The organism is Seonamhaeicola sp. ABD4_340, assembly GCF_056312135.1.
Genome location: NZ_CM149981.1, coordinates 171008 through 190765, shown reverse-complemented (window position 1 = coordinate 190765; position 19758 = coordinate 171008). Strand labels below are relative to the sequence as shown.

Below are 19758 nucleotides of genomic sequence, written 5' to 3'. Positions count from 1 at the left end.
TACTTATTACCTTAAATTAGTTGTGTTTGAATTGTTATTTGGTAAATATTGGCTTAAAAATATGGTTTGTGTGTGTGTTATCACTTGTACTTTTTACTTGTGAAAAACATAAACTTTCAAAAGATATTATATCAAAAACAGACAGTGTTTCTGTGTATATTGATTTAGCTAGAAATACTTCAAAAAATTACAACCAAAAAATATTACACTTAAAAAAAGCACATAAGCTTTTACGTTTTCAAAAAAATAATGCACTCAAAAATAAGTATTTAGATACTATTGTTTACAGAGCCTACAAGCTAAAAGATTCAGTGTTTTTTAAACAAGTTAATGCTGAAAGGTTGCAGCTTTCAAAAAAAATAAAAGACTCTTTTGGTATTGCAGAATATTATTGCGCCAAAGGAAACTACTACTTTTCAAAAGAACAACTAGATAGTGCGTTTTATGCTTTCAATTTAGCTAAAAAGTTTTTTGATGCCTCTAATAGTGAATACAAAGCCGCAAAAACTTTATATTCTATGGCAGTTGTTAAAAATAATATTAGAGATTTTACAGGTTGCGAAAAGCTAATATTTGACGCCATAAAAGTATTTGAAAAGCAAAATAAATACACCTCTTTATATTTAAGTTATAATTTACTTGGCGTAATTTTTTACAAGCTAAAAGAGTTTGATAAATCTTTAGCATACCATAATAAAGCTTTAGAGTATTTAAAAAAATCTAACAGAGAGCAGCTTTACAAAATTACAAGTTTTAACAATATGGGTAACGTTTACAGAGAAATGGGTAATTATAATAGAGCAATTTATAATTACAAACAAGCATTAAACGCTACGTTATTACAAAGTTATGATCCTACTAGGTACGCCAGAATTATTGATAATTTGTACTACACTAAATTATTAAATAAAGACACTACTGGTGTTGAAACTAATTTGTTAAAAGCGTTAAAAATTAGAGATAGTGTTAACAGAATTTCGGGTATTGTGCTAAGTAAAATACATTTAGCAGAATTTTATTCATATAAAACCGATACTTTAAAAGCTATAAAACTTGCCACAGAAGCCGAAAATTTGGCTGTAAAAATTTTTGATAATGAAGATAGGTTAGAAGCATTAAAACTTCTTTCAAAATTAGATAAAACAAAAAGCACTAAGTATTTAGAAACCTATATTCAATTAAATGATAGTTTACAAACCGAAGAGCGTAGCATAAGAAATAAGTTTAACCGTATTGCTTTTGAAACTGATACGTATATTAAAAAAACCAAACGATTAACAAAGCAAAATATATTAATAACAGTATTTTCAGCTATTGCTATTATTTTGTTAATACTGCTATACTTTATAAGACAACAGCGTATTAAAAATAAAGAATTGTTGTTTGATAAAAACCAAGAAAAAGCAAATCAAGAAATTTACGATTTACTTTTAAAACAACATTCAAATTTAGAGGAAGTTAGAAAACAAGAGCGCCATAGAATTTCAAAAGAACTGCATGATGGTATTTTAGGCAAGTTATTTGGTGCTAGAGTAGGTATGGGGTTTTTAAACCTCAATGGTGATGAAGAAGATCAAACTGAATATAAGTTTTATTTAAATGAACTTCATGAAATTGAAAAGGAAATTAGAGGTATTTCGCATGCGCTTCAAAATAACATTTTAAAATCTAGTAAAGATTTTACATCTATAGTAGAAGACTACATATCTAATCAAAGTAAAGCGCATGGTTTTAATTACTCTATTCATTTTGATGACACAATTAACTGGGGCAATATTTCTGATAAAATTAAAATATCTCTTTACAGAGTAATACAAGAAGCTATTTTAAATGTGGTAAAACATTCTGAAGCTAACAATATATTTCTTACATTTAGAGAAGCCTCTAAAGTTTTAAGCTTAAGTATTAATGATGATGGTAAAGGGTTTGTAACCACAAAAACAAAACAAGGTATAGGGCTTAAAAACATGGAAAATAGAATTTTAAAGCAGCATGGTACGTTTTGCGTTAAATCTAAACCAGGTAAAGGTACAACCATATTAGTAACAGTTTCAATATAAATATAATTATGGCACAAACATTAAATGTTTTAATAATAGATGATCATCCGTTAATAGTAAAAGCCTATCATAGCGCTATAAAACATTTAGCAAAAACAAATGTAAATTATATTTTTAACACACAAGCAGCCAATAATTGTGATGAAGCCAACCAAAAAATACAACAACTAGCAAAATGTACTAATGCTAGTTTGGTGTTTTTAGATATTAGCGTACCACCATCAATAGATGGTAAAATAGTGTCTGGTGAAGATTTAGGCATTATAATACGCAAACAAATACCAAATGCCAAAATTATAGTGGCCACAACCTACACAAAAAATACAAGACTTAATAGTATATTAAAAAATATTAATCCAGACGGGTTTTTAATAAAAACCGATTTAACCCCAGAAATTTTAACTCAAGCCATTGAAACCGTTATACAAGACCCGCCGTATTATTGTAAAACCGTAATAAAGTTTTTACGTAAAAAAACAACTAATGATATAGTGCTTGATACTACAGATAGAGTTATGCTGTTAGAACTCTCAAAAGGAGCCAGAATGAATGAGTTACCTGAAATTTTAAACCTATCAATGGCAGCCATAGAACGCAGAAAACGCATACTAAAAGAAAAATTTAGAGTAGATGGTAAAAGTGATAGAGTACTATTTAAAGTAGCCGAAGAGCAGGGTTTTATCTAAAAAAAACAGAGCAAAATTAAGCTCTAAACCTCTCAATGTTTAGAGCTCATTTTTTTGCCCTTATGATAATAATTAATAGCCCTACAAAAGTACAACCAAAGCTTAATTTATGTTAAGGGGTTTTCCTTATATTTTCAATGGATATTAACAAATGTTAATTGGTGTAAAAACAAAAAAAAGAGAACAAAAATAAATTGTTCTCTTTTTTATTGTGGAGTCGCCGAGATTCGAACTCGGGTCCAAACAAGTAACCAAAGGGCTTTCTACACGTTTAGTTTTAACTTAATTTTAGGTAATAAGCTGGCAAAAAACAACCCACTTAAAACTTAGCTTTTAAATCTTGGTGTTACATCAAAGCAAAATAACACCTTAGTTTATTTTTACGATGCCTCAAAAAAGAACGCCATAAACCAAGGCTTTCCGGAGACATTTAGCTTGCGCACCTTGTGCGCCGTGGCTTGAACTTACTATAATTCAGTTATTAAGCAGCTAAAGCGTAATTATTTTCGCCGTTTAAAGTTTGACTTAGCCTTTAAGGTGTATCAAAGTCCTTACACCACGTGCTTACCGTTTAATTAATCTCGCTGTCAAAACCAGTCGACCCCATTAAATAGTAAATTTTCATTTTGGGCGTTACCCTATCGGGTCAGGCTTTCCACTATATCTTTTGCAAAAAAAGCAAAAGGATGCCGTTTCAATCCTTAACGCGGGCAGCAAATGTACCAAAACTTTTGTAATAGGTAAAACGCAGCCATTAATTAATATAACAAAAATTATTCCAAATAGCTTTTCTATTTTCTAAAATTAAAACAGTACAAATACCCAAAGTATACGCCACTAAATCTGATAATTGAAACGTAGTTCCTATAATAATTTTTACAATATTATTTTTAATTTCAAAAATATCTACAATACGTATTAATTGGAGAAATTCAACAAAAAACGAAAAGGCTAATACACACAAAGCAATTATGTTGTTGTACTTGCTGTAAAAGCATTTTACAAAACAATAAACCAGTATAACCACTAAATAGTCACCAAAGGTATGCCTAATAAAGCCCGTTTTTAAAAAGTAAGCTATAAGCACTTCGGTTACAAATAATATTAAAGTCCAAATAATATAAGTATGTTTTAAATACATGTTGTTACAATTTAAAGCAGTTCATTATCTATCCGTTACTCCAATCTATTTTTTTAGAAGCAAACATTACAATAGCCAATATTATAAACAGACCAATACTGCCAACTAATAAAGCATAATTTTCTAACTGTATAATTACATAAATAAACGTGTACAAAGCAGTTAAAGATGTGCCAATAAATAGCGGGAATTTTATTTTTTTCAAAATGGTTTTAGAGTATAAACTAATAAGTACAATTACAGAAGTTGCAGCAATTACATAGGCTTTTAAAAAGTTACTGTGTTCAGATATTGATACCAGCAATGTGTAAAACATGGTAAGTGCCAAACCAATCATTAAATACTGAAACGGATGAATATGTATTTTGCTTAAAGATTGTATTAAAAAGAAAATTAAAAAAGTTAAGCTAATAACCAAAAAACCGTATTTAGATGAGCGCTCACTCTTTTGGTATTCATCTACCGGAATCATAAAGTTTACCCCAAAAGCAAAGTCGTTTAATTGTGGTAAATTATTAAAATGATGCTGAGAAAATGGTCTGTTAATATCTAAAATTTTCCACTTCGCATCAAAACCATTATTCGTTATTTTATCATTATTGTATGGCAAAAACTCACCAACAAAATTGGCGTCTTTCCAATTAGATTTTATATTGGCTTGTGTAGTTTTACCCACAGGCACAAAACTAATTTGTTCGCTACCTTTAATGCTAAATTCTAAAGTAAAATGTAAAGGTTTCGTATTTATTGTATTTACAGATATGTTTTTAGTTTCTAAACTATGTAGGTTATAAATATTAGCCCCATAATTTTTTTTGGCATTGTATTTTGATGTTAAACTTTGCGACGTGCTGTTTACCTGCAAATTTGCCGTATTAATGCCCTTTACGTTTGATGTTTTAATAATTAATTTAGCCTTGTTCCATAAAACATTATCATTATCAATACCTATTTCAGAGAAATCTGGTTTCACAAAATTACCATCAATTTTTAAATTAGAATTGTATACGGCTGTAGTGTAAATGCCTCTTTTTTTTGGTTCAGGGTTTATAATTGTATTTACATGTAATTGCTCAGGAAAAAAGTAAGCAACTTTAGTTTCGCTGTAGGTTTCTGTATATGTTTTTTTTGTGTTTTTATCTGTAATTATTTTTTCTTTATACACCTTGTAAGGTATTTTTAAAATGGGACCGTACATTAAAATTTCTTTTCCCCATTGGTTATTTATTTTACTTAAGGCTTCATTTTGTCTGTGCGCGCGTTCTTGTATTAAGTTTTGAATAAAAGACAACGGAATTAATAATGAAAGGGTTAAAAAGCCAATCATTATCATACGTGCTGTAATTGATGTTTTTAGCCAATGCACAAACTTGTTTTGTGGTTCTTTTTTTGATGTGTTCATAGATGTTTATTTAAAGTACTTTGAATTTCAAAGTGTAGTTGTAAAAAAATTTATGTTTGATTCTTTATTATTTTTTCTAACGCTTCAATATGTTTTTTAAATGCTGCTTTACCTAATTTAGTTGTGTAATAACGCGTGTTAGGTTTTCTTCCTATAAATTGCTTTTCAATGGTTATGTATTCTGCTTTTTCAAGTGCTTTTGTGTGGCTAGCTAAATTACCATCAGTAGCGCCTAAAAGTTCTTTTAGCGTATTAAAATCGGCATACTCATTCACCATTAAAATAGACATGATGCCAAGTCTTATCCTGTGGTCAAATAATTTATTTATGTTATTAATTATGCTCATATTATTTCCTTCGGAAGTAAATATTTATTGTTTTTACATTTGAAAAGTAAAATAGTAGAATGAATATTAGAACATTAATTAAATAGAATGTAAATCTAGCTTCCATAAATAATGAATATACAAATGCAGGCATTATTGCCATAGTGTAATACTTTAATGGTGGTTTATATTGTTTAATTATAATTAATGAAAAGTATGATAATAATGTAGGTGTTAAAAATAATATACTATAACCACCAACAATATAAAATATATAATAAACAGTATCCATTAATAATTTATTTATCATATTTAAAATACATCCAAGTGCCGTAAACAATATGCATTATACCAAAACCTAGTACCCAAAGCCAAAAACCATACCCAGGTTTAATAGCCCCAATTAAGCCTAAAATAACTTGTATAATACCAAGAAACCTAATGTTTCCAATACTATATTTTGATGCGTTTATTAAGGCTAAACCATAAAAAATTAGCATTAAAGCACCCGCTTGCCCGTACTTTCCTTGGCTTAGAATAATTAAAATATACAGTCCGCCAGTAACTAATGGTATTAAAAAATTTAAAACTAATCGTTTAGATGTACTATTCCATGTGCTAATGTGTTGTTTTTTTGCTTTTTTAGTAGTTAGTAAAATACCAGTAACAATACTAAAAAAAGCTACCAAAGCAAGTGTTAGTAAGCAATAATTAAATACCCAACCATTTAAAATTAGAATACCGTTGCTGTACTGATTTACAAGCCAATATGCTATTGCACTGCCAATTAAAGCATACGTACCGGCCAAAATACCAGATAAACCGCTTAATGATATAAATCTTGAAGATTTATTCATTAAATCTTTAATTTCACCAATATCTTTTAAATAATCTTTAGACTCCATATTAAAGTACTTTGATTTGCAAAGTAAATAAATTAAAATGATATAACGCTCATAAATTTTTGTTAAGTTTGAAGTTAACTATGAAAAACTAATAAAATTGAAACCTGTTGATGCTTATTTTTTTAATCAAAAAGAACCATTTCAATCTATAATGCTATATGTTAGAAGTGTTATTTTAAAAACCTTGCCAAATGTAATTGAGCGTTACAGTTATAAAATACCGTTTTATAATATTGGTAAAAAACCAATGCTTTACTTAAATGTATTAAAAGGGAAAGATTATGTTGATGTTGCTTTTGTACATGGCGTTTTATTAGAAAAAGATTTTCCTGAATTAAAGAATGATGCTAACCGAAAACAAGTAAGATCTATTCAATTAAAAAACCTTGAAGATTTAAAGCAAGAACATTTTGAGAAGCTACTTTTAGCGGCTGCCAAAATAGCTGAATCACAAAAAAACCTTGGCATATTACTTAAATAATGTAAACCTACCACCAAAAACAATATTGCGTTGTAAATAAAAAAAGTGATGCTTTGCTTTATCATTAGAGTTGCTAGTAGTTTTTGAGTTTAGCATATTTACGTAACCACTCTTAACTTCGGTTTGTACAAAAAAGTGCTTTAAAAATGTAATATTTAAACCTGTTTTAATAGAAGTACCAAAACCAGAAATTGAAAACTTATCATTTTTTGGTCTGCCTAAAAATGTAGCATTGGTTCTTGGAAACATAACGCCTGTGCCTACGCCAATAACTGTGTTGATATATATTTTTTCAGGATTAGTTTTTATAAACTTCAAATGATCAAACCTATTTAATTCAAAATTTATGTAGTTTAAACCATCAGTATATTCAAATTGTAAAAAATCGTCATTAATAGTTATGGTTTCATTGTTATAAGTGCCTTTAAAGTTGCTATTATCATCAATAAAGCCATTAATAGTAACGTTTTGTTGGCTATCAACCACGTATTTCATGTGGTCAAAACCAAAGGAAATGCTGTAAACATCATTAAAAAAATAACCAATTCTGAAGTTTGTTTGTGGTACAGTAACCCGTGCCGGATTTAAATGTTCTTTAAAACCAAATTTATTTTGTGGGTTATCATGCGCAACAACATTTTTTAAAGTAAAATTATGGTCTGGTCCTTCAAAGGTAATATCACTTTTAGTGTAGTTGGCTCTGTTCCAACCCCAATACACATAAAACTTTCCTTTTTTTGAGGTGCTAAATTCTAAATTGGTATTGGTTTTTTGTGAAACACCTATACTGGTAAAAACTAATGCTGTAAACAAACAAATATGCTTAATGTTCATGAATTTTCTTGTAAAAGTAGCATTCACGAATTAAGCAATAATTTGGTTTAAAATGTTTACTTGTGTTTTTAAGTTATGGTTATTAAAACTACAATTAAAGATTAACTATGGTTTTTCTAATAGCTACAAGGTTTGTTAGTAATTTTTCTAAATTATCTAAATGCAACATATTAGCGCCATCACTTTTTGCGTTTGCAGGGTTAAAATGTGTTTCAATAAATAAACCATCAACATTATTAACTACACCAGCGCGTGCTATAGTTTCAATCATATCTGGTCTTCCGCCTGTAACGCCAGCGCTTTGGTTTGGTTGTTGTAATGAGTGTGTTACATCTAAAACTGTTGGAGCAAATTGGCGCATTGTTGGTATGCCTCTAAAATCTACAATCATGTCTTGGTAGCCAAACATAGTACCGCGGTCTGTTATCCAAGCTTTATTACTGCCAGAATCTTTAACCTTTTGTACGGCGTGTTTCATGGCTTCCGGACTCATAAATTGACCCTTTTTAAGGTTTACAACTTTACCAGTTTTAGCTGCAGCCACAACCAAATCTGTTTGGCGCACTAAAAACGCAGGAATTTGTAAAACATCAACATATTGTGCAGCAAAATTGGCATCAGAAACTTCATGTATATCGGTAACGGTAGGAATATCAAAAGTATCAGATACTTTTTTAAGTATTTTTAAGGCTTTTTCATTACCAATACCTGTAAAACTATCTATGCGGCTTCGGTTTGCTTTTTTAAAACTTCCTTTAAAAACATACGGAATTTCAAGTTTATTTGTTATTTCAACAACTTTTTCGGCAATTCTTAAAGCCATATCTTCGCCTTCAATAGCACAAGGGCCACATAGCAAGAAAAAGTTGTTAGAATTGGTGTGTTTTAATTTTGGTATATCTTGAAGTTTCATAAACGTTTTTTGATAATTTTAGGCCACAAATATACTACTTTGTAATATAATTTAATGTTTTTTTGTTTGGCATAAACGCTGTTTATAACAGTAAAAAGATAGCGGTTTTTAAACATTTAGCGTGGTTGGCGTGTTTCACAAAAAAGAAAATTCAAAATACATTTAATGTGTTATATATCCATTAATTATGAGTATCTTTGCACGCTTAAAATAGGGCTTAAAATGAAAAAAATAAAAAATATTGCCATTATTGCTCACGTAGACCACGGGAAAACTACGTTGGTAGATAAAATTATGTATCACTGTCAGTTATTTCGTGAAAACGAAAATACGGGCGATTTAATACTAGATAACAACGATTTAGAGCGTGAACGTGGTATTACAATTACCTCAAAAAACGTTTCGGTTACTTATAAAGACACAAAAATTAATATTATTGATACACCTGGTCACGCCGATTTTGGTGGAGAAGTAGAACGTGTTTTAAACATGGCCGATGGTGTTCTTTTATTAGTTGATGCTTTTGAAGGCCCTATGCCACAAACACGTTTTGTATTACAAAAAGCTATAGATTTAGGTTTAAAACCTTGCGTGGTTGTAAATAAAGTAGATAAAGAAAACTGTACACCAGAAGAAGTGCACGAAAAGGTGTTTGATTTAATGTTTGAATTGGGTGCAGAAGAGTGGCAATTAGATTTTCCAACAGTTTACGGATCTGCCAAAAACAATTGGATGAGTGAAGATTGGCAAAAGCCAACTGAAAATATTGAACCACTTTTAGAAATGGTTATTGAACATATACCAGAGCCAAAAATTGCCGAAGGTACTACACAAATGTTAATAACATCGTTAGATTTTTCAAGCTTTACAGGACGTATTGCAATAGGAAGATTAACGCGTGGTACTTTAAAAGCAGGCCAAAACATATCATTAGTAAAACGTGATGGAAGTATTGTTAAGTCTAAAATTAAAGAATTACATGTTTTTGAAGGCTTAGGACGTATAAAAGTTGATGAGGTACAAGCTGGTGATATTTGTGCTATAGTTGGTTTAGAAGGTTTTGAAATTGGTGATACAGTGGCCGATTTTGAAAATCCTGAAGGCTTAAAAACCATAGCTATTGATGAGCCAACAATGAGCATGTTATTTACCATTAACGATTCGCCTTTCTTTGGTAAAGATGGTAAATACGTAACGTCACGCCACATTAAAGATAGATTAACTAAAGAGCTAGAAAAAAACTTAGCGCTACGTGTGCAAGAAACAGACAGTGCCGATAAATTTATGGTATTTGGTCGTGGTGTTTTACACTTATCTGTGTTAATTGAAACTATGCGTAGAGAAGGGTATGAGCTACAAATTGGTCAGCCACAAGTTATTATTAAAGAAGTAGATGGCGTTAAGTGTGAGCCTGTTGAAGAAATGACTATAGATTTACCTGAAGAAGTTTCAGGTAAAGCCATAGAAATGGTAACCATGCGTAAAGGTGAAATGTTAAGTATGGAAGCCAAAGGAGAGCGTATGGTTTGTGAGTTTATTGTGCCATCACGCGGTATTATTGGTTTACGTAATCAATTATTAACAGCTACTGCTGGTGAGGCTATTATGGCACACCGTTTTAAAGAATACCAACCAGTAAAAGGAGGTATTCCTGAAAGACAAAATGGTTCTTTAGTATCTATGGAAAACGGTACAGCAATTCCTTATTCTATTGATAAATTACAAGACCGTGGTAAGTTTTTTATAGATCCGGGTGAAGATATTTATGAAGGACAGGTTATTGGTGAAAACTCTCGAGGTGATGATATGACAGTTAACGTAACTAAAACCAAAAAGTTAAGTAACGTACGTTCTGCTGGAGCCGATGATAAAGCCAAAATTGTACCAGCTATTAAGTTTTCATTAGAAGAAGCTTTAGAGTATATTCAAAAAGACGAATACGTTGAGGTTACACCAAACCACTTACGTATTAGAAAAATTTTACTTAAAGAAGTAGATCGTAAACGAAACAAATCTATTTAATGGATTTTTTAGGAATGCCTTTAACTGAATGGGTAGGTTATTTAGCCATGGCAACAGTGTTGTTTTCATTTTTAATGAAATCTGTTGTTAAGTTAAGGCTTGTAAACCTTGTAGGATGTTTGTTCTTTGTGGTTTACGGTATATTATTAACACCAATATCTAAACCAATTATAATAACTAATACAGCTATACTTTGTATAAACTTGTATTATTTACTTAAAAAGGTAAAATAAAGATATTGTGGTACACTTTATCTATTAAACCAAGTATACTAGTTTTTACGTATATGTATTTTGTATATTTGGTTTAATAGGTAAAGTCACTCAAAAAAAATAGTGATAACTATTTTAAGAGATAAAAAATATCAATTGAAAAAGTTAATTGATTATATAAACAAACACGTACTAGTTAATGTTGCTTCTTTGCAAATAGTTTCTGTAATTACCAGAATTATAGCGGGTTTGTTAACTTCAAAAGCCATAGCTGTTTTTATAGGAGCTGAAGGTTTAGCATTAATAGGAAACTTTCAAAACTTTGTTAGTTCATTTCAAACACTATCTATTGTTGGTTCTTACAAAGGGGTTGTAAAATATATAAGCAAGTTTAAGGATGATGCGGTTAAGTTAAGCAAAACTGTATCAACTGTTTTTTATTGTGGTTTTATTTGTACCATTTTATTATCCGCAATTTGCTACTACAATGCAGAGCTTATAAAAGATGTTATTTTTCCTAGTTATAATAATTACACACTAGCTATAAAAGTTTTTGCTATTGTACTCCCTTTTTATGCTTTAAATTTATTTTCTTTTTCTATTATGAATGGATTTTCAAAATATAAAATCTTAATCATAATAAACATTATAGGGCAAATTTTAAGTGTGGCCATTGCACTGCTTTTAATTTATCAAGAAAAACTAAAAGGCGCTTTAATATCGGTAGCTATAGCAGAATCTTTAATATTTTTAATAACCTTGGTTGGTATTATAAATAGAAAAAGTTTAATGCCTTTAATTAAGGTTAACAATGTAAGTTTACGTTTTTTAAGAAAACTTACACCATATTCAATAATGGCTATGTTTTCGGCGGTGTTGTTGCCTTTAGTAGCTATTGCTATACGTAATTATATAATTGAAAATATAGGGTATGAAGACGCCGGTTTTTGGGAGGCTATGACACGAATATCTAAATACTATTTAATGTTTATTACCTCTTTAATGGCGCTTTATATTTTACCAAGGTTTACCGAAATAAGCAACAAAAGAGATTTTAAAAAAGAAGTATTTGCATTTTATAAAACTGTAATGCCATTTTTGGCTCTTGGGCTATTACTAATTTATTTGTTAAAACATATAATTGTAATTTTAGTTTTTACTGAAGAGTTTATACCTGTTGAAAACCTATTTATTTGGCAACTTTTAGGAGATTTTATTAAAGTACTATCTATGGTTGTTGCTTTTCAGTTTATTGCAAAAAAAATGTTTTGGTATTATATTTTAACCGAAGCTTTTTTAATAATAGCATTATATTTTACCAGTGTTTATTTTATAAACTATTATGATAACGTTAAAGGTGCAGTAGTAGCACATTTTGTAAGCTATTTAGGGTATTATATATTAATTTTATGTATTTTTTGGACCTCACTTTTTGGGTATAAAAAAAATAGATAAGTGCTTAATAAATTTTTCAGTAATTTTTTTGTAAAAGTATTCTCGCATAATGGTATTGTTGTGATTGGGAAGCTATTGGCGTCTTTTACAGTATCTAAAATAAGTGCCATTTTTCTGGGGCCAAGTGGATATGCTTTAGTTGGTAATTTAAAAAATGCTTTACAGGGTGTTTTAGGTGTAACATCAACAGGTTTTCAAAGTGGAATCATAAAGTATGTTGCAGAAAACAAAATTGATAAGCAGGCGTTAAAAACAGTATTGTCAACTGTTACGTTTTTAGCTGTAATTATATCATTATTTATATCAGTTTTTCTTTTCCTACTATCTGAAAATTTAAGTGTGTATCTTTTTAAAGATACATCGTTTTCTCATGTGTTTAAATGGTTAGCTATATTACTACCTATCATATCTCTTAATTTTTTAACTATTTACATAATAAATGGATTAGAAAAACTTAGGCTTTACACAATAGTTTTAACACTGGCAAATATTGTAAACGCTTCTTTGTCTTTTGTTTTAATTTATTATTACAAATTAAATGGTGCATTTTATGCTAGTATCTTTGTGCCGGTATTTAGTTTTTTTGGAAGTTTACTTTTCAAAGATGTAAGGCGTATTTATTATGAAGCATTTAATTGGAAAAAACATGTATCGGTTTTATTTATAAAATCTATATCAGCGTATTTGTTTATGGCTATTTATTCTTCGGCCTTAATTAGCATTTCATATTTATTAATTAGGAACAAAATAATAGAAGTATCAAATGTTTTTAATGCTGGACTATGGGAAGCTATGAATAAAATATCTATGTTTTATATGGTTTTTTTTACATCGCTTTTCACACTTTATTTGCTGCCTCAGTTAACAGTAAATAAAACCCTAAAAGGATATAATTCAATAATGAAAACTTATTTTAAGTACTTAATTCCGTTTATGGTTTTATTATTTTTAAGTTTATATTTTTTAAAAGATTTTGTTATAAAAATTATTTTAACAGATGAATTTGAAACAATAAAATCATTTTTTGTTTATCAATTTATTGGTGATTTTATAAAGGTAGTGGCATTTTCATTAGCATATCAATTTCATGCAAAAAGGATGTTAGTGTATTATTTTATATCAGATTTAGTTTTGTACACTTCATTTTACTTTATGAGTGTATATTTAATACCTCTTTATAGTTTGTATGGAGTATATTACGCTCAAATTATAAGTGTAATTTTGTATTTTTTAACAACAGTAATAATTGTGCATAGAGGTAATAATAAATTTTTAAAAAAACATGCGTAGTATTTTAAAAACTTTACTAGTATTAAGTATTCCAATGCTTATTAAATATGTTTTTTTGTTGTTTTCTATACAATTTGAACTCTTGAGTTTTGAAGATGTTATAGAAGATATCGCTTTTCTTGCAATAATATTTTTTTTAGTGTATTTCCCACTATTAAAAATACGATTTTATGCAAAAACAATAGTAGTAGTATTCTTAATATATGTGGTTTTAGAAACAACATCATACATGGCAGTGTCTTCAAATTTCACATCGTCATACATGTATTTGTTAATAGAATCAAATAAAGCTGAATTAACAGAGTTTACAAACTCTTACATTAATATTAAAATAGTGTTATTTTTTATAACTGTTTTAGTCTCATATTTTATTCTTATTAAGAATATAAAGCCAAGAAAAAAATACCATGTGGTAGTACCTTTAGTTAGTGTTTTTATAATAACAATAGTTTTAAAAGTAACTGGCTTTATAGAAAGTAATGCTTACCATAATATTGTAAGAGGAATTTATGGGTATTATGATCTTCAAAATAATACTAGGTTAAATAATATTTCAAAAAATGATGTTAAATCTAGTTTTAATAATGATGTACTAGTTATAGTTTTAGGAGAATCAACAACTAGAGGACATATGCAAATTTATGGGTATAAGAAAGAAACTACACCTAAATTAAACACCATAAGAAAAAATTTATTTGTTTACAATAATGTAATTTCTACCGAGGTATTTACTCTAAAAGCTATGCCTAAAATTATTACCTCAATGAGTAATAATAAAAATAATAATAAAGGTTTAATAGATTTGGTTCAATTATTTAATGTTGGAGGTTATGATACTTATTGGCTATCAAATCAAAGGCCAATAAGTTATCATGATAATTTTATCAGTAGAATAGCTTCTCAAGCAAATGAATTTAAATTCTATAATCACTTAATAGATAAAGATTCGAAAGTTTTAGATGAAGTAGTTTTTTCTGATTATGAAAGAATTTTAAAAAAAGAAGGGAAAAAAGTAATATTCATTAGATTAATAGGAACCCATTTTGATTATAGTAACAGATATCCTATCAATTTTAATAAGTTCGTTCAGAAAGAAAAACCCGAATCGAAACACCTTAAAATTATTAATGAATACGATAACGCAATTTTATATAATGATTTTATAGTTTATAGTTTAATTCAAAAGTTGAAGGATGTAAATAGTAAAAGTGCTTTGATTTATACTTCAGATCATGGAGAAAATGTTTATGATAATGGAACAGAATTTTTTGGTAGGTCTGAGGAAATATTAACTCCATCTATGTTTCAAATTCCATTTATTTTTTGGGCATCAAAAAGTTTCCAATTCCCTGAAGATTTTATATACAAACCAGAAAGGAGTTTTGTTTCAGATAATACTTATGAGAGCATTGGTCATATTTTTGGAGTAAAGCATAAAAATATGGATTTTACTTCTAGTATTTTTAGTAAATTTTATAAAGAGAGAAAAAGAATAGTTTTAGGAGGAATTGATTTTGATAAAGAGGTTTTGCAGAAAAATGAGTAAGAAAATTTGCTTATTAACTACTAGTCTAAGCTCTGGAGGTGCAGAAAAACTTGTCGCTAACTTGTCCGTTGCTTTTATAGATAAAGGGTATAGTGTAACCATATTTATAATGGAAAATAACGTAGATTACGAGTACAAAGGAGAGCTATATAATTTTGGTCTAGATAAAGTTAAATTTAGCAAAATTAAATCTTTTTTTAAATTTCGAAATTTTTTTAAACAGCATACTTTTGATTATGTTATTGACCATAGGCTTAGAGATAAATACTTTAAAGAGTTAATATTTTCTAAATTTGTATTTAACAAGTGTAAAGTTATTTATTGTATTCATAACTTTAGATTAAAATATTATTTTTCATTTATTAATTACCCAGTATTAGCCAGGTTACCACATTCAAAATATAGAACTTTCGTTTCTGTTTCTAAAGCAATTGAAAATAAAGTTAAAAGCAAATTAAAAATAGATAGCACTACGATATACAATTTTTTTAACCTTAATAAAAGCTTTAGTAATAATGATAGTATACACGAAAATTATATTATTGGAGTTGGAAGACTTACTGAAATTAAACAATTTGATGTATTAATTGAAAGTTTTGGAATTTCTAATCTTAAATATAATAATATTAAACTTTTAATTTTGGGAAATGGCCCATGTAAAAAACAATTAGACAAGCTTATAATTAAGCTAAATTTAGAAGAGCATGTAAAACTTTTGCCCTTTACAGATAACCCATATCCTTTAATAAAAAAAGCTAGAGCATTAGTTTTATCAAGTAAAGTAGAAGGGTTTCCTATGGTATTGTTAGAAGCTTTAAAATTAAATACCCCAGTAATTTCATTTAATTGTAAAAGTGGGCCTAATGAAATTATTAAAGATGGTTTAAATGGAATTCTTGTTGAAGACCAAAACCAAGAAAAGCTAATTGAGGCGTTAAACAAATTAATGGAGGTAGACTTCTATGATCACATTAAGAAGAATACTTCTGTTGCACTAGAATCTTTTTCAAAAGAAGCAATACTTCAAGAATGGGAGAAACTCTTTAACCAGATATAAATGGTTTTAGTATAGAAAAAGAGTATTGTTGGTAAATAGAACTTCATTTTTTTTATAAATGAAAGATTAGAGGAATCAATCTTCATTTTGTAAAAATTAACTAACTCATAATTTAATTCCATTTTATAAAGCACAACCAATTTGTAATGAACAAAGTCTATATATTTTTTTAAATCCTTATTTGAATTATCTTTTAAATAAACTTCATAATCTGGAATAATTCTGTTACTATTTTTTTTAGGTGCTGTTAATTGGTTTTCAAGACCTACTCTATAATATGCTTTGTAACTTTCTTGATAAGCCAAATTATATTTTAAAAGACATTTAATTGTAAACTCATCTTCTTCTCCATAGTTTATGTTTTCATTGAAAAAACCAGTTTTTTTAAAAATAGTTATGTCGAATACTATTGAACTGTATGAAAAAATATTTTTACATAATGAAAAATAATTTTTTATTAATGAAGAATTATTTGAGGCCGACTTAACTTGTAATTTTGGGAGGTCTTTTTTTGACCAAATTAAACAGTTAGTAGCAAAAATTTTTTCTGTTTTATATTGCTTAATTAATGAGAAAATGGTTTGCAGAAAATCGGTCGTCCACAAATCATCTGCATCAAGAAATGCAATATAATTAGCCTTGGCATTTTTTATGCCTACATTTCTAGCTGCAGATAGCCCTTTGTTTTCTTGGTTAATTATTTCAATTCTACTATCATTAATTTGCTTTATTATATTTAAGCTATTATCTGTAGAGCCGTCATTTATAACTATTACTTCAAAATCAATAAATGTCTGATTTATAACACTATTTAAAGTATCTTTAATATAAAGTTCTTTGTTGTAAAGAGGTATTATTACAGAGAAAAATGGCATTATTGTTTTGTTTTTATGGTGCAAAAATAACCTAGCTTATAAAAATCATAGAGTACAAGAGAGGGGAAAGACGAATTAAAGTTTATTATAAGCAAAGGTTTTGTTAATTTAAAAATAATAGATATAAGTAAATCTAGTTTTAAGGAGCTTAACTTGTTATGTAATTTAGAAACCTTGTATTTATTAATATTAATTTTATTCTCGTTAATTAAAAGTATTAAGTTTTCTATGGCTTGATTTGTTTTTTGTATAAAAACCTTGGCACAATCATTTCCGTAGTGAATTACAGGATTGTTTATATGATTTAAGTGTATTTTATTATCGCTTAGTACCTCAAAAAAGCAAACATCTTCGCAACCATATTTTTTTAAACTTTCGTCAAACGGATGTAAGTTAAAAGCATCTTTCGTAATTAAAAAATTTGCAGAGTTAACTAAAAAACGTTCTCGTTTTTTTGTGTAAATCCATCTTAATTTTTTGGGCTTGTTGGGAGGTTTATTTGTTTCTACAATGCCACCATAAAGAACATTATTACTGGGTTGATTTATGTAATTTTTTATAAAATTTCTATTTAAGGGAATAACATCGGCGTCTAAAAATAAAAGATTCTCATATTTAGCATGTTGTCCAAGTAAGTTTCTAATAGCGCTTCTTCCAATATTGTTAGGTAGTGCTTTAAATAAGCAATTGTTTAAGGAGTTAATGGATTCGTTTTTTTTATTAATATTAGAAAGCGACCCATCATCGTAAACTAAAATTTCAAAATCAATTTTTTCTTTAGTAACTTGTTTGTATAACTCATTAACCAATGGTACAATGTTATAGTTAAAAGTTGGAATAAGAATTGAAATCATGTGCTTTTGCTATAGGTGTAAAAATAAGGTTTTAATTCTGTATAAAATATTTCATATAAAAGTTATACATTAACACGCAAAATGTTTTTTAAGGATATGGTAGAGTCTGAAGAGGTTTCACGATTAATTTACAATAAAATAAACGAGAATAGAGATACGCTAACTAGAACCTACAACAGTACTAAATCTAGTATAGGTTATTTTTATATAGACGACTTGTTACCTAAAGATTTAGCTATAAAATTGAGTGAGGTTTTTCCAGATAAAACAGAAATGAAATGCCTTAAAAGTATTAGGGAATATAAATATGTTTCTGCTCAAATGGATAAGCATAACAAATTGTTGGAAGATGTAATTTATGCTTTTCAAGATTATAAAATTGTAAACTTAATAGGTGAAATATGTCATTTTAAAACACTATCTGCAGACGAGTCTCTTTATGCAGGTGGTCTTTCTTTAATGGTAAAGGGTAATTTTTTACATCCACATTTAGATAATTCTCATGACGCAAAAAGAAAGCGTTGGCGTGTTTTAAATTTACTTTATTATGTAACACCTAATTGGGAATTAGAACATGGCGGGCATTTGGAGTTATGGCCAGACGGACCTAAAAAAACACCTATAGAAATTGAAAGTAAGTTTAACAGATTGGTGGTAATGGCTACACATTGCAAATCTTGGCACTCTGTAAATAAAGTTAAAGTAGATAATAGTAGGCGCTGTATATCCAACTATTACTTTAACGATTTACCGTTAAGAACATCGGATAAATTTCACGTTACAAAATTTAGAGGGAGACCAGAAGATACATTTAAAAATTTAATTTTAGATGCAGATGCAAGTGTAAGGATGTTAATAAGAAAAATGTTTAAGAAAGGCATTCGAAAAAACCCACATATTTACAAAAAAGACAAATAAATTAACCTTTACGTTGCACCACCTCATAAACCTGGTTTTCATCACATTTAAGCGTTTTACTTGGGTATTTTAAAAGCAAAGCATAATCATGTGTAGCCATTAAAATAGTATTGCCATTTTTATTAATGTCTTGCAATACTTTCATAACTTCAACACTAGTTTGCGGATCTAAATTTCCTGTAGGTTCATCAGCTAAAATAAGCTCAGGGTCATTAAGTAAAGCTCTAGCAATGGCAACGCGTTGTTGCTCTCCACCCGATAATTCATGCGGAAATTTAAAACCTTTGGTTTTCATATCAACCTTAGTTAAAACTTCTTCAATACGGGTGTTCATTTTATCTTTGTCTTTCCAACCTGTAGCTTTTAAAACAAACAATAAATTATCATTAACCGTTCTATCAACAAGTAATTTAAAGTCTTGAAAAACAACGCCTAATTTTCGGCGTAAAAAAGGAATATCTCTTTCTTTTAAAGCTTTAAGGTTGTAATCAACAATATGGCCATTACCTTCTTTTAAAGGTAAATCGCCATAAAGTGTTTTCATAAAACTACTTTTCCCAGTACCCGTTTTTCCAATTAAATATACAAATTCACCTTTGTTAATTTCAACATTAACGTTTGATAAAACCAAGCTATCACCTTGGTAAATGGCTGCATCTTTTAATTGTAAAATGGTATTTGGCATATTAACTACGTTTAAATTACAAGTTTAATAGTATTGTTATAAATTACAAACCCAAAAGTATGTTTTTTGTTGTGTTATTACTGTAATTAATAAAAA

General features: G+C 28.5%; 19 protein-coding genes and 1 other RNA gene. 10 read left to right on the top strand and 10 right to left on the bottom strand.

Going from position 1 to position 19758, the window contains the following annotated elements:
- Nucleotides 1-74 precede the first annotated feature (74 nt).
- Together ACYX4H_RS00860 and ACYX4H_RS00855 are read left to right on the top strand one after the other, a co-directional pair.
- Nucleotides 75-2060, top strand: coding sequence for an ATP-binding protein (locus tag ACYX4H_RS00860; protein ID WP_476237338.1), 1986 nt, complete (start codon nucleotides 75-77; stop codon nucleotides 2058-2060).
- Between the two features lie 8 nt (nucleotides 2061-2068).
- Nucleotides 2069-2746 (top strand): response regulator, encoded by a 678-nt coding sequence (locus ACYX4H_RS00855; RefSeq protein ID WP_476237337.1) that lies wholly within the window; start codon nucleotides 2069-2071, stop codon nucleotides 2744-2746.
- A 209-nt stretch (nucleotides 2747-2955) separates the two neighbouring features.
- On the opposite strand, the gene ssrA is transcribed toward ACYX4H_RS00855, so the two are convergent.
- The 5 genes from ssrA to ACYX4H_RS00830 all read right to left on the bottom strand — a co-directional run bounded on the left by ssrA (nucleotide 2956) and on the right by ACYX4H_RS00830 (nucleotide 6520).
- Nucleotides 2956-3351, bottom strand: a transfer-messenger RNA (tmRNA) gene (gene ssrA / locus ACYX4H_RS00850).
- A 149-nt stretch (nucleotides 3352-3500) separates the two neighbouring features.
- On the bottom strand, nucleotides 3501-3887 hold the full coding sequence (locus ACYX4H_RS00845) for a ribosomal maturation YjgA family protein (RefSeq protein WP_475295296.1): 387 nt from the start codon (nucleotides 3885-3887) through the stop codon (nucleotides 3501-3503).
- Nucleotides 3888-3915: 28 nt separating this feature from the next.
- A complete protein-coding gene (gene creD / locus ACYX4H_RS00840; protein ID WP_476237336.1) occupies nucleotides 3916-5289 on the bottom strand; it encodes a cell envelope integrity protein CreD in 1374 nt (457 codons plus the stop codon).
- Nucleotides 5290-5339: 50 nt separating this feature from the next.
- Nucleotides 5340-5636 (bottom strand): winged helix-turn-helix domain-containing protein, encoded by a 297-nt coding sequence (locus tag ACYX4H_RS00835; RefSeq protein ID WP_476237335.1) that lies wholly within the window; start codon nucleotides 5634-5636, stop codon nucleotides 5340-5342.
- 278 nt (nucleotides 5637-5914) lie between these two features.
- A complete protein-coding gene (locus ACYX4H_RS00830) occupies nucleotides 5915-6520 on the bottom strand; it encodes a hypothetical protein (RefSeq protein WP_476237334.1) in 606 nt (201 codons plus the stop codon).
- Between the two features lie 97 nt (nucleotides 6521-6617).
- On the opposite strand from ACYX4H_RS00830, the gene ACYX4H_RS00825 reads away from it, so the two are divergent.
- Nucleotides 6618-7001 carry a DUF1801 domain-containing protein gene (locus ACYX4H_RS00825; RefSeq protein ID WP_476237333.1) on the top strand — a complete coding sequence of 128 codons (384 nt, stop codon included), beginning with the start codon at nucleotides 6618-6620 and terminating at the stop codon, nucleotides 6999-7001.
- On the opposite strand, the gene ACYX4H_RS00820 is transcribed toward ACYX4H_RS00825, so the two are convergent.
- Nucleotides 6990-7835: a hypothetical protein gene (locus tag ACYX4H_RS00820; RefSeq protein ID WP_476237332.1), complete on the bottom strand. Its 846-nt coding sequence runs from the start codon at nucleotides 7833-7835 to the stop codon at nucleotides 6990-6992. The two genes, ACYX4H_RS00825 and ACYX4H_RS00820, sit on opposite strands and share 12 nt — an antisense overlap.
- A 94-nt stretch (nucleotides 7836-7929) precedes the next feature.
- Nucleotides 7930-8748: a 3-deoxy-8-phosphooctulonate synthase gene (gene kdsA / locus ACYX4H_RS00815; protein WP_476237331.1), complete on the bottom strand. Its 819-nt coding sequence runs from the start codon at nucleotides 8746-8748 to the stop codon at nucleotides 7930-7932.
- Nucleotides 8749-8970: 222 nt separating this feature from the next.
- Here kdsA and typA point away from each other — a divergent pair, with 222 nt between their 5' ends.
- From typA to ACYX4H_RS00785, 6 genes are all read left to right on the top strand, one after another.
- Nucleotides 8971-10770: a translational GTPase TypA gene (gene typA, locus ACYX4H_RS00810; RefSeq protein ID WP_475295289.1), complete on the top strand. Its 1800-nt coding sequence runs from the start codon at nucleotides 8971-8973 to the stop codon at nucleotides 10768-10770.
- A complete protein-coding gene (locus tag ACYX4H_RS00805; protein WP_476237329.1) occupies nucleotides 10770-11003 on the top strand; it encodes a uroporphyrinogen decarboxylase in 234 nt (77 codons plus the stop codon). Before typA ends, ACYX4H_RS00805 begins: the two co-directional genes overlap by 1 nt.
- Before the next feature lie 135 nt (nucleotides 11004-11138).
- Nucleotides 11139-12437, top strand: a complete 1299-nt coding sequence (locus tag ACYX4H_RS00800; protein WP_476237328.1) for an O-antigen translocase — start codon at nucleotides 11139-11141, stop codon at nucleotides 12435-12437.
- Nucleotides 12438-13727: an O-antigen translocase gene (locus tag ACYX4H_RS00795; RefSeq protein WP_476237327.1), complete on the top strand. Its 1290-nt coding sequence runs from the start codon at nucleotides 12438-12440 to the stop codon at nucleotides 13725-13727.
- Nucleotides 13720-15273 carry a phosphoethanolamine transferase gene (locus ACYX4H_RS00790; RefSeq protein ID WP_476237326.1) on the top strand — a complete coding sequence of 518 codons (1554 nt, stop codon included), beginning with the start codon at nucleotides 13720-13722 and terminating at the stop codon, nucleotides 15271-15273. The genes ACYX4H_RS00795 and ACYX4H_RS00790 overlap by 8 nt, the downstream gene beginning before the upstream one ends.
- Complete coding sequence (locus ACYX4H_RS00785) at nucleotides 15266-16330, top strand: glycosyltransferase (RefSeq protein ID WP_476237325.1); 1065 nt, start codon at nucleotides 15266-15268, stop codon at nucleotides 16328-16330. Before ACYX4H_RS00790 ends, ACYX4H_RS00785 begins: the two co-directional genes overlap by 8 nt.
- Here the strand turns inward: ACYX4H_RS00785 and ACYX4H_RS00780 are convergent.
- Both ACYX4H_RS00780 and ACYX4H_RS00775 read right to left on the bottom strand, forming a co-directional pair.
- The gene (locus ACYX4H_RS00780) at nucleotides 16297-17205 is read right to left on the bottom strand and encodes a glycosyltransferase family 2 protein (protein ID WP_476237324.1); all 909 of its coding nucleotides are present in this window, start codon (nucleotides 17203-17205) and stop codon (nucleotides 16297-16299) included. The two genes, ACYX4H_RS00785 and ACYX4H_RS00780, sit on opposite strands and share 34 nt — an antisense overlap.
- Nucleotides 17205-18059 (bottom strand): glycosyltransferase family 2 protein, encoded by an 855-nt coding sequence (locus ACYX4H_RS00775; RefSeq protein WP_476237323.1) that lies wholly within the window; start codon nucleotides 18057-18059, stop codon nucleotides 17205-17207. Before ACYX4H_RS00775 ends, ACYX4H_RS00780 begins: the two co-directional genes overlap by 1 nt.
- An 81-nt stretch (nucleotides 18060-18140) precedes the next feature.
- Between ACYX4H_RS00775 and ACYX4H_RS00770 the strand changes: the two genes are divergently transcribed.
- The gene (locus ACYX4H_RS00770) at nucleotides 18141-18977 is read left to right on the top strand and encodes a 2OG-Fe(II) oxygenase (protein ID WP_476237322.1); all 837 of its coding nucleotides are present in this window, start codon (nucleotides 18141-18143) and stop codon (nucleotides 18975-18977) included.
- A 1-nt stretch (nucleotide 18978) separates the two neighbouring features.
- On the opposite strand, the gene ACYX4H_RS00765 is transcribed toward ACYX4H_RS00770, so the two are convergent.
- Nucleotides 18979-19662, bottom strand: coding sequence for a cell division ATP-binding protein FtsE (locus tag ACYX4H_RS00765; protein ID WP_476237321.1), 684 nt, complete (start codon nucleotides 19660-19662; stop codon nucleotides 18979-18981).
- Nucleotides 19663-19758: the final 96 nt, after the last annotated feature.